At 42.7% G+C, this 14,530-nt stretch carries 12 protein-coding genes; 4 read left to right on the forward strand and 8 right to left on the reverse strand.

Annotation, left to right across the window (positions count from 1 at the left end; genetic code table 11):
• The first annotated feature begins 147 nt into the window (after positions 1-147).
• Positions 148-861: a DUF1439 domain-containing protein gene (locus tag FLAVO9R_RS12775; protein ID WP_159531890.1), complete on the forward strand. Its 714-nt coding sequence runs from the start codon at positions 148-150 to the stop codon at positions 859-861.
• Here the strand turns inward: FLAVO9R_RS12775 and FLAVO9R_RS12780 are convergent.
• From FLAVO9R_RS12780 to FLAVO9R_RS12790, 3 genes are read right to left on the reverse strand one after another with little or no spacing between them, the layout of a single operon-like run.
• A complete protein-coding gene (locus tag FLAVO9R_RS12780) occupies positions 858-2,297 on the reverse strand; it encodes a wax ester/triacylglycerol synthase domain-containing protein (RefSeq protein WP_159531892.1) in 1,440 nt (479 codons plus the stop codon). The two genes, FLAVO9R_RS12775 and FLAVO9R_RS12780, sit on opposite strands and share 4 nt — an antisense overlap.
• Before the next feature lie 3 nt (positions 2,298-2,300).
• On the reverse strand, positions 2,301-2,975 hold the full coding sequence (locus FLAVO9R_RS12785; protein WP_159531894.1) for a TetR/AcrR family transcriptional regulator: 675 nt from the start codon (positions 2,973-2,975) through the stop codon (positions 2,301-2,303).
• On the reverse strand, positions 2,976-4,184 hold the full coding sequence (locus FLAVO9R_RS12790; RefSeq protein ID WP_159531896.1) for a DUF445 domain-containing protein: 1,209 nt from the start codon (positions 4,182-4,184) through the stop codon (positions 2,976-2,978).
• A gap of 214 nt (positions 4,185-4,398) precedes the next feature.
• Between FLAVO9R_RS12790 and FLAVO9R_RS12795 the strand changes: the two genes are divergently transcribed.
• On the forward strand, positions 4,399-5,856 hold the full coding sequence (locus tag FLAVO9R_RS12795; protein WP_159531898.1) for a DUF3336 domain-containing protein: 1,458 nt from the start codon (positions 4,399-4,401) through the stop codon (positions 5,854-5,856).
• A 60-nt stretch (positions 5,857-5,916) separates the two neighbouring features.
• On the forward strand, positions 5,917-7,350 hold the full coding sequence (locus FLAVO9R_RS12800; RefSeq protein WP_159531900.1) for a hypothetical protein: 1,434 nt from the start codon (positions 5,917-5,919) through the stop codon (positions 7,348-7,350).
• 226 nt (positions 7,351-7,576) lie between these two features.
• Here the strand turns inward: FLAVO9R_RS12800 and FLAVO9R_RS12805 are convergent, their stop codons facing one another.
• The 5 genes from FLAVO9R_RS12805 to fadR form a co-directional block, all read right to left on the reverse strand.
• The gene (locus tag FLAVO9R_RS12805; protein ID WP_159531902.1) at positions 7,577-8,269 is read right to left on the reverse strand and encodes a hypothetical protein; all 693 of its coding nucleotides are present in this window, start codon (positions 8,267-8,269) and stop codon (positions 7,577-7,579) included.
• 139 nt (positions 8,270-8,408) lie between these two features.
• Complete coding sequence (locus tag FLAVO9R_RS12810) at positions 8,409-8,768, reverse strand: phasin-related domain-containing protein (protein WP_057790879.1); 360 nt, start codon at positions 8,766-8,768, stop codon at positions 8,409-8,411.
• 91 nt (positions 8,769-8,859) lie between these two features.
• Positions 8,860-9,252, reverse strand: a complete 393-nt coding sequence (locus tag FLAVO9R_RS12815; protein WP_159531904.1) for a VOC family protein — start codon at positions 9,250-9,252, stop codon at positions 8,860-8,862.
• Positions 9,253-9,367: 115 nt separating this feature from the next.
• A complete protein-coding gene (locus FLAVO9R_RS12820; protein WP_232370644.1) occupies positions 9,368-11,560 on the reverse strand; it encodes a S9 family peptidase in 2,193 nt (730 codons plus the stop codon).
• A gap of 231 nt (positions 11,561-11,791) precedes the next feature.
• Complete coding sequence (fadR, locus tag FLAVO9R_RS12825) at positions 11,792-12,502, reverse strand: fatty acid metabolism transcriptional regulator FadR (protein WP_159531906.1); 711 nt, start codon at positions 12,500-12,502, stop codon at positions 11,792-11,794.
• Positions 12,503-12,942: 440 nt separating this feature from the next.
• Here fadR and nhaB point away from each other — a divergent pair, with 440 nt between their 5' ends.
• Positions 12,943-14,526 carry a sodium/proton antiporter NhaB gene (gene nhaB, locus FLAVO9R_RS12830; RefSeq protein WP_159531908.1) on the forward strand — a complete coding sequence of 528 codons (1,584 nt, stop codon included), beginning with the start codon at positions 12,943-12,945 and terminating at the stop codon, positions 14,524-14,526.
• Positions 14,527-14,530: the final 4 nt, after the last annotated feature.

Consider the following 14,530-nt stretch of genomic DNA (forward strand, 5'->3'; position numbering starts at 1 on the left):
TGATATGCAGCATTGTGGTAAGACCAGACTATCAAAATAAACAGCCCATCTAAAAGTGATATGTTATATATTTTAAAAACTGTTTTATGTATAACGAGTTAAGACCATCATAGCCCGCCCGAGTAATTAAATGCATAGCATGAAAAAATGAAACTAGGTTTGCGCGACAGAGGTATGCTTCTTATTTCCCAGCTTTTAATCAAGCTAGGAAAGCTTCGCTACGACCAATTTTCAGCCGATGAACTCAATATGTTACTGTCTGAAAACCTGCCTCAATCGTTCCCCTTAGCCATACCGGCAGGCCAAGCTCATGTCGTGGTAAACAGTGGCAAATTAACCTTTAATGCCCCAAGCAACCGCCTATGCATTCAATTATTAGCGTCAATCACCATTAACGTTGCTGAAACGACCATTTATCGTGCCCACCTTATCATTACGCTAAGTGCATCACCGGACTACAACAAACATGAATCTACCCTTTATTTTACCGAGAAGCAGGTAGATAACATTACGATGGTGAATGACGACTACGCCTTATTAAAAGACACGCAATTTTTACTTTCTCGCTTTGTGCCCGGAAATTTAGATGCATTATTGGGCCGCTCGCTTAAAAGTATATTATCACTGGTAACCGTGGGTACTTCCGACCAAGCGGCAGAATATTTGAAGCTATTTTTAAGCGGCTCGAAACAAGCCGTACTTGATTTCCATAAGCCTCAAATTGAAAAAGCCATATTGGACAAAATGGCTACACTCCCTCTTCACCATATAATGCGCGAAGATCAATGGCGGGAAGTGCTTTTTGCACGCTATGGAAAAACGGTTAGAGTCGAACAAGCCTCGCTACGGTTCTATTTTTAATGTTCGCTTACAATCGACACAGGCACCGATTCTTCATGTTCCCCTATATCAGTAATACGCAGTCGTGGATTATCTATACAAGCCTCTAACATCTCGAAAGCTTCTTGCACATAACCGGCTAACGGCTGCAATGTACTGATATTTTTGTTGCAGCAAACAATACCTACATTGGCCACCCCTGCATAAGTCATCAACGTGATATTTACCCCGCCGCCTGGGGTCATGGTGGAAATGGGATAACAGGCTAGTAGCTTACTGTCTTTTAAATATCGCGTATCTCGTGGGCCAGGTATGTTCGATACCAAAATATTAGCGATAGGTTTAACCACATTGGAAATATTAAGCCATTCAAATACCAATGCTAAGGATTGGATCACGATGGTGTAACCACTGAAAGAAGCCGGTCGGGCTCGCATAGCGGCATGTTTAACTATTCTATGGTTAATAATAATCTGGCGTAGACGCAGGTAAGGGTCTTGATCGCCATGGGCCAACTGTACCGGCACAATAGCAATTTTATTGCCTGTGGTTTTCTCTCCTGGCTTTCTGAGGTTGATGGGCATATTGGTAAACAATGCTTTTTTAAAAACCTGACCATGATCTTTTAGTAACCGGTGCACGCCAATATCAAAGGCACACAAAAGTATCTCGTTGGCAGAGGCTCGGGTGCGTCGGGCTAGCGCTTTCACCCGTTTAAAATCGATATCTGTTGTAGTGACTACCCTTCCCGCTTCAACCTGCCCAGTTAACACAGTTTTAGTGCCTGAAAAAGGCACGGGCATATAATGGGGATTCACTCTCAACAACTTCAAAAAAATGCGTATTAAGATGACCAGCAAATCGAAACCGGTTTTTATAGCGCTTCCCACACTCAGTAAGCGTTTGTAGAAACTGGGGGAGTCATTGCGTTTATGTCGTAGTCGTTTCACCGCCCAAATAGGCGTGAATTCAGAATTATTAGAAGCAGAAACATAGCAAGACTGAAACCACCTTACTAAGGTCGCGCCATCGCCATACATATGATGTACCTTGGCGTAAATGGCATAGGTACTACTATTAGTATCGAAGATGAAATGGTATTGCCACAGAGGTTTATCGGGATCTAATCGTGCAGCGTGCAGTTGCGCGACAAATTCATCTAGATTCTGTCGGTTACTCACATCGTCAACGTGATGCAATTGAACATGATAATCCATGTTCAAATGTTTCACTGGAGAAAGTCCTACCGGATAGCCTAGCACGGTTTTTACAACGCAATTAAACGGTGAAGTCCCTTTTGCAAAACCTTTAATTTCATTATAAATAGCGGGCACATATTCAGGGCTTTTCGCCCCTTCTGGCATCTCAAGTAATTGAAGACATCCAACATGTTTTGGGTTGTCGTCGGATTCCGTAATCCAAAAGGATTTATCAAGAAAACTAAGTGTTTTACTCATCGACTATTCCTTTGTATTAAACATATCCTGTGGCACATGCTCAGTGACATTCGCTAATGCATGTGAACGCAACGCATCTAAAATACTGTTTTGTTGTGTTTCACTGAGTACTAATCGTGGCAGTAAGCTAACCATCATGAGCGACAGCGCATGATAACGCTGAGATGTTTCATCCATATGGCTGTTAGTTTCATCAAATTGACAAGACTGGGTAATAATGAGACTAAGTAAATCAACCAGCAATGTGAGATCTGAATGCGATGCGACCAATACCTTCTTATTGCTCAACGTAGTCAGTAATTGAGAAAGCTGCTTGCGTAAACTTGAAAGAATATTTTTACGGGGCTTTTCAATTAACGGATATTTTTCAACAATATCCGCTGGGCTTCGATAAAAAAACCGAAATACGTGCAAGCTGTCTACCAGCAGATACAAGTAATACATGACATCTTCTGCGGTAAGTGAATCTAAAGCGTTGGGTACCAGCATACGCTGCATCTGCTTTTCATGCATACGCATAAGCGCACTCACCATGCTTTCTTTGCCCTTGAAGTGGTAATACAAATTGCCAGGGCTAATATCCAACTCCATGGCAATATCCACACTGGTAACACCATTCTCCCCGTGCCGATTAAACAAGGTGAGTGCCGTGAGTAAAATTCGCTGTGATGTTTTCATTTATAAAAACACCAAATACAACTGAGCGAAGCCAGCCAGTAGCCCCAATATGGCACCTGTGACAATAAGCTTCCACTCGTCTTGTTGATAAGCGGGGCGTAACACCCCTTCAAACTCTTGTGCGCTTAAGGCTTGCATTCGTTCGCTTAAATCTTGGCCTACGTGCAACGCGTCGTTAGCGTAATCATAGGCATACAACAGATATTTATCTGAATTATCGAATATCTGCTTCACCGCCAAGGCTTTCATTTTATGATAATTTTCTGAGCCCACACCCAGGGCAAAATAAGGCTGAGTGATAGCGACATAGCGCTCAATAGCGTCGTTAACGTGAAGCTCTATAAGCTCCAAAAGTTGAGCTGATCCAGAGCCATGCAATATAACGTGGGTAATATTTTTAGGCGTGATCAACTTCTGCTCAATAATCTCAGCGTACACCTCAGACACTTCTTTTTGCCGTTTAAGAAACATCCCTTGTATGGTGATTGGGCCAAACTTAAAGGGTCGTTTAGGCTCAAATATAATTTTTATCGCAATCCAATTTGTTGCATAGCCCACTAGAAGTCCTCCAAGAGGTAGAATCCACCAGTTTTGAAAGAAATACCATAAAACCATGGTGGGTAGCCCGAAAAGGAAACCAAAATAGAAACCTGAGCGCACTATAAAGGGAAACTCTTTACTACCTGCGGTAAGAAAAATTTCATTAATTAACGAAGGTGAATTTACCAGTTGCTCAACAACAAGTTCTTTTATGTCTAGAATTTCGGCTACATTGTGCTGAAAGTCATCCACCATCTTGTGAACCACATTGGGAATATCATTTTCGATACGCTGATATACAAGGTTTTTTCCTTGCACGGGAAGCGCTGCCCACAATTGAGGGGCAGACTCGGACATAACGTCGTTAACGACTTTACGGGTAACCTGGCCAAGCCGTCGTTCTATTGCTTTGGTAAGATCGCTAGGGTCGATGCGCTGCGCGAGCTCTTCAACACTTAGCAACTTGCCTAAAACAAGCTCAACCTCAATTTCCGCCATTTGTCTGCGTTTAGCTGGAATTAACCCCTGCCAGCCAAATATAGGCTTTATCCCGACAAACTCGATGGGATAAAACATCATCTTTACCGCGAGGTAATTTGTTAACCAGCCAACCAGTGCGCTTATCAGCGGAATTGACAGCAAACTCAGTGTTTCTAAATTCCATTCCATATGGCGAACAACTTGCTCGAATTATATTTATTCTCTTTCAGGCTACTGAGTGCTTACGAATTGGTCAATGTTTTATCTCTAAATGCACGAAGGTTTCCAAAATTTATTAAAATACATCAAATAAACCCTCTTAATTTTGGTTGATTCTTGTTAGGTAGCGCATTCTAAATTTCCTTTGTACACTTTTTGTATGCTCACTCGTGACAATGAAAATATGGCTTTATTTGACTTACGTTTAAAAAAATTAGACCAAGACATTGCCCATGCATCAAGTTATCAAGCGTACCAAGAAGCTTGCTTAGCGCATGACGAAATTTCCGGTGCAGAAGCGTGGAAAGCCGATGATGCATCAGATGATTACGATTACATACTTATCCAAAAACGGGTTCAGCGCTTAAAAATTGCAAGAGGCAATGGCGACATGCATGCGCTTATGTCAATTATTCATGAAGGCTTGCATGGGAATCTGGGCAATATTGCAAACCCAGCTATGCGCCGCAAATGCAAGTTGGGCACTAAGTATCTCATCGTGCAATTCATTGAAGAGGTCAAGCTAGCTCTTGATCAAATTTACCAAGCCAATGAAGACGATGTTGACTTTTATGAGAAGCTGTCATTTTTTGAAGAAACCGCCCATGCATTCGGACGCAGCTGTCTTATGCTATCTGGCGGGGCTGGATTGGGGTTCTTTCATTGCGGGGTGGTAAAGTCGTTAAATGAAAAAGAGCTGTTACCTTCTGTTGTGTCAGGCGCAAGTGCTGGTTCCATTATTGCCGCCTTGGTCGGCACACGCACTCATGATGAACTACTCGAGGCGTTAAGTGCTGAAAATATCTACGAAACTTTCAAAAAATGGCGAAGTTGGGCGGGGTTTGGCAGAAATAGTTTGTTTGATAGCACTGCCTTAGAGAATGCATTAATCAACCTTTTCGATTTAACCACCTTTGAGGAAGCTTATAAAAAGACCCGTCGCCATGTAACCGTAACGGTATCGCCTGCAGATTTACACCAGCATTCTAGGCTACTAAATGCCAAAACGTCGCCTAACGCCATTATCACCCAAGCGGTAAGAGCGTCTTGTGCCGTGCCGGTAGTATTCAGCCCTGTTCAACTTCGCGCTAAAACACCTGCAGGTAATATTGTCCCTTATATTCCTAACCGACGTTTCGCTGACGGCTCGCTAATGGCCGATTTGCCCTTTGACAGGCTTGCAAGATTGTACGGTGTTAATCACAGCATTGTAAGCCAAACCAATCCGCTCGCCGTGCCATTCATTCAATCTACGCGCATCAACCCTCAATCATTGTGGGGGCTATCAACGCGTCACGTGGGGCAACTTTTAAAAAGTAACAGTATTTTTGCCATCGATATAATTGAAAATATGACTGACAATAAGGGCGCTAAACTTGCTATTCATAAAGTGAAGTCTATTATCGATCAGCAATATGTTGGGAACATAAACATTCTTCCCAAGCGACAAATCCGCAATTTGACACAGGTTATCGCGAATCCCAGCTTAGAAAGTATAAACGCGCTTATCGTGAGTGGAGAAAAAGCAACTTGGCCGCAGCTAGATGTTATTGAAAAAAATACCAAAATTAGTGAAAGTTTGCGGTATTATCTTGGTAAATTGAAACAAAGAGAAGCGGTTGAATTAGGTCACAGTGCCTAAATACCCACCCCACGCAAGAATTTGGCTAGCTTTGGGGTTAAACAAACACGAAGGATATCGGTGAGCGCACAAACTCAAAGCCCAGACAGCATCTACACGCAGCAAGTTAAACAATTAATAAACATGGTATACCCGCAAGAGGTTGGCTATGGTTCAGTCTTTGAAGATGCAAAACATTTTTTTTCTTTAACCCCTGAGCTGGAAGCGCACGTTGAAGAATTAAAGGCGCAGTTAAAAAAAGCGAAAGCTTCAGCAAAGAAAGAAGTACTGATAGATCAACTCAAAAAGCAAATTAAAAACTCTAGCCAAAAGCTCGAAGAGGAACGCCTTGCGCGGCTTGCTCGCATTGATGAAGTGAGCAATAAGCTTATTAAGCTATGCGAGGGAGATAGCTGGCAAGAAACCCAGCAGCTAAGTGCAAAATTTCTTGGCACCTTAATGTTACTCACTCAAGGCCCTGAGGGTAAGTTTGCCCGCATTCACCAGCGCTTTAAGCCTCTTTATAAAGCTGTATTGGTACTAAGGCTTACCGATAAATTACTTAAACACGATACCATTGCGCACAAGTACCTTTCAAAATATCGTGACGCAATTTCTCGGATGCGGGGTAACCGCTATTGGCGTGAAAAGTGGCGTGTAGAATTAGGCCGTCCACTAATTACTGCCTCTTTGTTACAAGATGTAGGTTTACAAAGCCCAGGTGCATTAACGATATTACGTGGCGCAAACAACAATCTAGATGAATTCCGATTACTTGAAGAGTCTCAGCGAAAAGACTTGTTGAAGCTAAACTATCAATTCACCATGAAATACCTGGTTGAAGGTTTAGGCATTCCTGCCTATGTGGGGAACGTGAAAGAAGAACGTGACCGATTTGTGCAAACCCACAATGAAGCCAATGATTTTGTTAGCCAGTTGGTAAAAGATGCCTTTGTTTGTAAAACTGGCTTAGGTGAGCTGATTAAAATACCGCAAATTTATGCGTCTGTTATTTTTTCAACAAAAGCTGATTACAGCCGAAAAAATTTACCTAAAGGCTATTTACTTATTGAGCAGCTATCAAAAAAAGGGGCCTTAAATAAAAAGCTAGCAGAGGACTTTGTTGATTTGGTCGGTTACTTCCCGCAAGGCTTCGGTGTTACTTTCATTCCCGTAAATGAAAACGGCCAAGAAAAAGACCAATATGAATGTGCGGTGGTGGTGGGATTAAATCCAACTAAACCCGCTGAGCCAATCTGCAAAGTGACCACGCGCAATCAAAAGCATATTAGCAGTGGTCATATCGAAGTTATTGAGAAAAGCAGAAACCTCTACTTCCCCGCTAGCAGAAAAAAATTAATGAATGTGGATCAAGCCCGCTTGAAAGAAATCATGAGCCAGCTTTCCAGTAATTTCACCCCAGACGCGATAGATGATTTGCTTCCCAGCTTTTGGGAGCCTTACGACTACTTCAGTTTTAAGAAGCACCAAAGTCTGTGGAGCAAAACGAGTTAGCCCTATGGCTAAACGTTAAAATCAACCATCCGCTGCTGCTAAAAGCGTGAACAAGCTACAAGAAGAGAGTGTCTACCCTCTTCTTTCTTGTTGCGCTTAGGGTGTAACTTTCTACCGATACCGCATTGGCAAAAGTCATTACCTACCCTACCAAACACTGCCTTCGCTATCCGCTTTTTGAGCTCTATCTTTACAGTACCATATCAGCATTGTCTTAACTTCAGGTTTAAGAGTCGCTATCGGTCTTGCTGTCGCCAGAAGCTTTGGTCGCCGTTGATGTACTGCTCGATGTTGCAGGCTTGGTTACTGTGGGTTTAGCTTCTGAAGTCTTAGCCGCTGTAGTTTTTGCCGCTGCTGGCTTCGAAGCTGTAGCAGCAGTAGTGGTTGATTTAACCGTGGTAGGTGCTTTTTTAGCTGTAGTAGCTTTATTGGTCGTCCCACTCGCTTTAGTTGCCGCAGCTGTTGTTTTGATGGCAGGTTTTGAGGCGGTTTTAGGTGTCGCTTTTGGAGCGGCCTTGACGGTCGACTTTGGTGCCGCTTTCGCAGGAGCTTTGGCTTTCTCAGCTGCACGCTTCGCGGCAAGTAACGCCACTTGCTCTACCAATAAATCAACTTTAGCAGAGAGTAGCTCTATCTGATACTCTCTTTCAACTCGTGCTTTTCCACCTGAAAGTAAGCTAAAAAGTGGCGTCGACATCACTAACTGTTGTGCGCTATCAACTAATGATACTGGATTGAATCGACGCTTCAACTCACCTTCAACTTCAGCGCCCTTGCGCTGCATAGCCTCAATTGAAGAGTGAGTATCGTCAATTTTTTTACTGACTGTAGTCGCCGTACTTTCAAGTTGCGCTGATATTAAATCAGAACCTGCTGTAAGCCATCCAAATAAGGGTGATGATTTGTGATTCTTAGGCATGTAACCTCCCGCTTCGAAAACGAATAGGGCAAGGTAGTTTACACTAGCATTGGCACTAGCATTTGCGCTAATCCCTTTGTAAGTACTAGTACTATAAGCAACTACCTTGCTGAAAAATAGCAACAATGCATCTGATGTGCTATTTATTCGCCGCTAGCTTTGCTACGGCTTCCGTTAACGCGTCAATTTTTGCTGAAAGCTCTTCAATACGATGATCTGCAGGGTCGGTATCTAGGCCCAATTTTTTTCGTACATCTGCTACACGGTTTTCAACATCATTGGTGGTCGACTTAAACTTACTACGCGCATCGTCTTCCAGCGTTTCACCCTTGGTCACTAAGTCATCAAACATTTTGTTCGCGTCTTCACTTAGCTTTTCGTAACGACCTTGCGCTTCTTCTACGCTTTTTCCGTACGCGCCAAGCCCTGCTAGCCAAATTTTGCGAGCCATGTCTTCTGCTTCGTTAATTTTACCTTTAATGGTATCAGTGGTTGTCATCGTCAGCTCCTGTGAATGTTCGATTACAGAGTCACTATACAAAGTACAATTAGAAACCGCATACTAATAAAAAAACAAAACCATAATAAGTTTACACTTGGGAATGGAACCCAATCATATTCCCTTCTGTATCAGTGGCTAACGCAATAAACCCATATTCACCAATCGCCATTTTTTCTTTTTCAAGAACGCCTCCTGCGCCAACTACCCTACCCGCTTCATCAGCACAGTTCTCACATGCAAAGTACACTAAGGTGCTGTTTTTACCTACTGGGGCGCCCTCCATATGAACTAATGCACCACTGGCGCCATAGTTTTCCATATCAGAGGGGAACGTCATCATACTGAATGCGCCTTGGGATTTATCTGCTGAGGGATCTTCCAGTGCTTCTAAGGAAACCTTCAGCACGCTTTCGTAGAAAGCCTGCGCGCGAGGCATATCTTCAACATAAATTTCAAACCAACCAACGGGATTACTGTTCATAGCATGTTTCCTTTTAGTATTAACAAATGCTAAATGTAAAAACAGGCAAATGCTAAAGCACTTGCCTGTTCGTTATGTCAGTAAAACATAGTGATGCTAGCTTAATTCTCGACCGCTAGATTTCTATACCTGCCAGGTAAAACACGAATGCATATTCTAGCGCTGTTGACTCAAAACGTTTGAACCGACCAGATGCACCACCATGACCTGCTTCCATATCTGTTTGAAACAACAACAAATGATCATTCGTTTTGTAGTCTCGTAGTTTCGCAACCCATTTCATCGGCTCAAAGTATTGCACTTGTGAGTCGTGAAGCCCTGTTGTCACTAACATGTGAGGGTAATCTTGGGCACTCACTTGATCGTACGGTGAATAAGATAAAATATAGTCGAATTCATCTTTATTCGCAGGGTTACCCCACTCTGTATATTCCCCGGTGGTTAAAGGAATGGTGTCGTCACTCATGGTAGTAACAACATCCACGAACGGAACATGCGCAGAAATCCCTAAATAAAGTTCAGGTGCCATATTCGCAATCGCGCCCATTAACAAACCACCCGCACTGCCGCCCATCGCGAACACACGATTAGGATCGGCATATTGCTTTTCAATCAAGCCTTTTGATACGTCGATAAAGTCGGTAAATGTATTAATTTTGCTGTGCATCTTACCGTCTTCATACCACTGTCGGCCTAACATTTGGCCGCCCCGAATATGGGCAATCGCCACCACAAAGCCTCTATCTACTAGCGATAACCAACTACTTCTAAATGTGGGCTCAATCGTGGCACCGTAAGAACCATACGCATACTGATACAGTGGATTAGTGCCATCTTTGTTAAACATATCGTTACGATAAACCAACGAAACGGGAATACTTGCCCCATCTTGCGCTTTAATCATGACACGTTCAGAGGTATAAGCCGCTGAAGAAAATGTGTCAGAGACCTTAGTTTGTTTAAGAACCGCTTTATCAAAGGTGTTTAAATCGATATCTACAATGCTTGCGGGCGTAGTTAACGAACTATAATAAATACGTAAGGTATTGGTATCTTGCTGAGTGTTGCCGGTAAAGTAAGCGCCGTAAATAGGGTCATCAGTAGGTATTACTGTGGCTTTATCAGTGTTTAAATTGTGCGCAACCAAGCGTAAAACACCATCTTGCTTTTCTTTTACAACCAAAAAGTCACCCAGCACTTCAATATCTTGAATGAATACGTCAGGGTTATGGCTAATCACCTCTTCCCATTTGGACATGTCATCGGTTGCAGAAGCTGGCGCTTTCATGACTCGAAAGTTAGTTGCTGCATTGTTAGTCAGAACAAAGTAACTATCACCCGACTTTTCAATGCTGTATTCCTCATCTTCTCTAATGGGCAAAAATGGGACTGGCGCCTTAGTGGGCTGATTCGCATCAATTAAGGTCACCGCACTTTTGTCTGTGTGGCTATGATGAATGTAAATCATGTCATCATCTTTGCTTTTACTAATGTAGGTATAAAACGTAGGGTCAGTTTCTTCAAACACTAGCGTGTCGTCTTCTTGGGGTGTGCCAAGCACATGACGATAAACCTGAAAGCCTAGTAAGGTTTGCAGATCTTTTTTCACATAGAAAAGGTGTTTATTGTCGTTAGCCCACTCTACTGCACCAGAGGTACCTGTCAGTTGGTCAGACAGCAACTCACCCGTGGCTAAATTTTTCACAAAAATGGTATAAACTCGGCGGCTCAATGTATCTTCAGAGTACGCGAGTAAGTTATTGTCGGTGCTTACTGAGTAGTCGCCAATATTATAGTAATCATGACCTTCGGCCATCACATTCATATTCAGTAATACCTGTTCCTCTGCATCCATCGATGGTTTACGCAGATAAATAGGGTATTCATTTTCCCCAGAGTATTCGGTGAAGTACCAATAATCATTCTTTAAATAAGGAACCGTTGTGTCATCTTTCTCTATTCGGGCAATCAGTTCTTCATAGAGTGTTTCTCTGTTAGCTTTTAATGGCGCCATAACAGATTCTAAATACGCATTTTCTTTTTCTAAGTGTGCCAACACTTTTTCATCTTCTCGACTATCATCTCGCATCCAGTAATAGTCATCATTGCGAACGACACCGTGAGCCGTTAACTCATGAGGAATTTTCTGTGCAACCGGTGCTGGAATATCAGTAATCAATTTAACGCCTTGCTGTTTTTCTAATTTTGTTTGTGAGGATTGTTCCACGCTAGTGCTGTTATCGCTGCACGCCCCTAGCGAGAGACTCGCCGTCAACGTCATAAACGATGCTATCCATAAAGATTTCATGATAGTTCCTTTTCCGGGAGATGATATGTGACAAAACTTAACCCCAAAGTATAGGTAATTTCTAACGTTAATATAGGGTTAAAAAGCACTAATGCGACCAAACTTAGTTCTAAATAGTTACAAGCTGTGTCTTAAAACAAAAAAACGCCCTGAATAGGACGTTTTTAATAATACGCTAATAACTACGGTTTTAGCTTGAGGGTGAATTCGCTTCCCCCTACTGCCATTGTGCTAATCCACGATATCTTTAGGCATGCTGTCTCGTACTTGCTGCCAAACTTTGCCACTTTCGATACCATAATCTCTTACCACTACAGGTACCTTGTCGTGTCTTTCGTTTTCTGCCGCATCGAGCAATTTCGCGTAATAAGCTTTAGCCACGTCTCGCGCTTGTTGATGATCGAAGTAGAACCCACCAATACGCGAGTACATACCTCTAAAACCATTCATCATTAACACGAACACATTATTGTTTGATGCCAATGCTAAATCATGGGTCATTTGGTAATCGAATTGCGCAAAAGCAGCACCGTCTTCTTCCACGTTTTTATAACGCGCAATAATCTCGGCTGACGCTTTGGGATTGTGACGAATTGCACCTCGGATAAACACAGCACTTAAATTAGTACGCGCGGCTAAAAGGTTGTCCACTAATTCAGGAATACCTTCTTGATCAAGACGAGCCAAGGTTTCTAGAATGTTCAAGCCACAGCTTTCCCAAAAGTTATTCACTTTTGTAGGTTTACCATGTTGAATGGTTAACCAACCGTCACGCGCCAAACGTTGTAAAACTTCACGCAAGGTTGTGCGTGTTACACCAATAAGTTCTGAAAGCTCTCTTTCGGCAGGCAAAATTGTACCCGGCGGGAAGCGTCCACTCCAAATCGATTCAACAATATATTCTTCGGCAAATCCAGCGGGACTCTGCGCCTTATAAATCATAACTATTCGCCTGCACGTTATTGTTATTCTGCGACTGATTGTACCAGATGCGCTTTTATTATCACAATGAAAAATCCCATGCCAACAACATTTGTTAACAATTCATTAAAATAACCCTAAAACCTTTGCGTTAATGGTTTTTTATCACGCAAAAGCAGACTTCCTCAACGCAATAAACTACATTGTTAGGTTGATTATCAACCTAACTTGAGTATTTCCGCTAACTTTCCTTTTATGGGGTCTGTGAATTGCTTTCTCAAGGTTGTAATATCATGTACGCTTAATTTCGGACTATTATAATGAAAGCAGCAAAACTGCCCGATTATCGATAACTTGCAATCACTTGCCCTCGATGAAAGTCAGTTTATGTTTGCAATAACCAGAAATTCAAAACGTAAAGACGCACGTTAGCGCCTTTGTTGTAAAAGGAATAGGAACTCATGCAAACCTCAATGATCTCGGCGGTCTATAGTAACTTTCTGGGACACGCACCAAATTGGTATAAGCAAACCATAATCGCCTTTCTCATTATAAACCCAGTATTGTTTATGGTTGACCCCTACTTGGCGGGTTGGACATTAGTGATCCAATTTATTTTTACGCTCGCAATGGCGCTCAAATGCTATCCATTGCAGCCAGGTGGTTTACTATTGATTGAGGCCATGTTCATTGGGATGACAACCCCCGGACACATGATGCACGAAATCGAGGTCAACCTTGAAGTGTTGTTGCTTCTGGTCTTCATGGTTGCCGGTATCTACTTTATGAAAGACCTGCTTATGTTTTTATTCACCAAGTTAGTGATTGGGGTTAAAAACAAAATGGTCTTGTCACTATCGTTTATCTTTGCATCAGCCTTTTTATCGGCGTTTCTTGATGCGCTAACCGTGGTTGCTGTAATCATCAGTGTGGGTTTAGGTTTCTATTCTATTTACCATAAAGTGGCTTCAGGCAAGGAATTCCACTCAGATCATGACCATACAAGTGACGACGGAGTAGATTCGCTAGGCAGCAATGACCTAGAAAATTTCCGTGCCTTCCTTCGTAATCTAATGATGCACTCTGCGGTAGGTACCGCACTGGGCGGCGTGATGACTATGGTAGGTGAACCGCAAAACCTTATTATTGCTGATAAGGCCGGCTGGGATTTCGTCGAATTCTTTATCCGTATGGCCCCTGTTAGCTTACCTGTTTTCGTATTCGGCTTATTAACCACCATGGTTTTAGAGAAAACAGGTTGGTTTACGTATGGTGCAAAACTACCCAATTCAGTGAGAAAAATCCTTACCGATTACAGCGAACATATGGATAAAAGCCGCAGTAAACGTGAAACGGCTAAGCTAGTGGTTCAAGCCTTGATTGGCGTATGGTTAGTAGTAGGCTTGGCTACACACATGGCGTCAGTAGGGTTAATCGGTCTTTCTGTTATTGTGTTAGCAACCTCAATGAGCGGTATTATTGAAGAACATGCCTTAGGTAAAGCGTTTGAAGAAGCCCTTCCGTTTACCGCATTGCTTTGCATATTCTTTGGCGTGGTAGCAGTGATTATAGACCAAGGCTTATTCCAACCGGTTATTCATTGGGTACTAAGCTTTGAAGGTGAAACTCAGATGGTGATGTTTTACCTCGCCAATGGTGTGCTATCTATGGTGAGTGACAACGTATTTGTAGGCTCCGTGTATATCACAGAAGTTACTGCAGCCCTGCAAGCTGGCCAAATTACCCGTGACCAGTACGATATGCTAGCCGTTGCGATTAACACAGGAACTAACTTGCCAAGTGTTGCTACGCCTAACGGTCAAGCTGCATTCTTATTCATGCTAACCTCGGCTATTGCGCCTTTACTACGTTTGTCTTACGGCCGCATGGTGATGATGGCGTTACCATACACCATTGTGCTAACCATTGTGGGCTTGGTGGCTACCTATGTAGGCTTAGCCGATGCAACTCAATGGTTGTATGACATGCACTTAATCGAACATCATACCGCAACAGAAGCTGTTAGCGGTGTTCTTTCACACTAGGAAT

Origin of the sequence: Alteromonas sp. 38 (assembly GCF_902506055.1) — a bacterium.
In the GTDB taxonomy this organism is placed as follows: Bacteria; Pseudomonadota; Gammaproteobacteria; order Enterobacterales; family Alteromonadaceae; genus Alteromonas; species Alteromonas lipotrueae.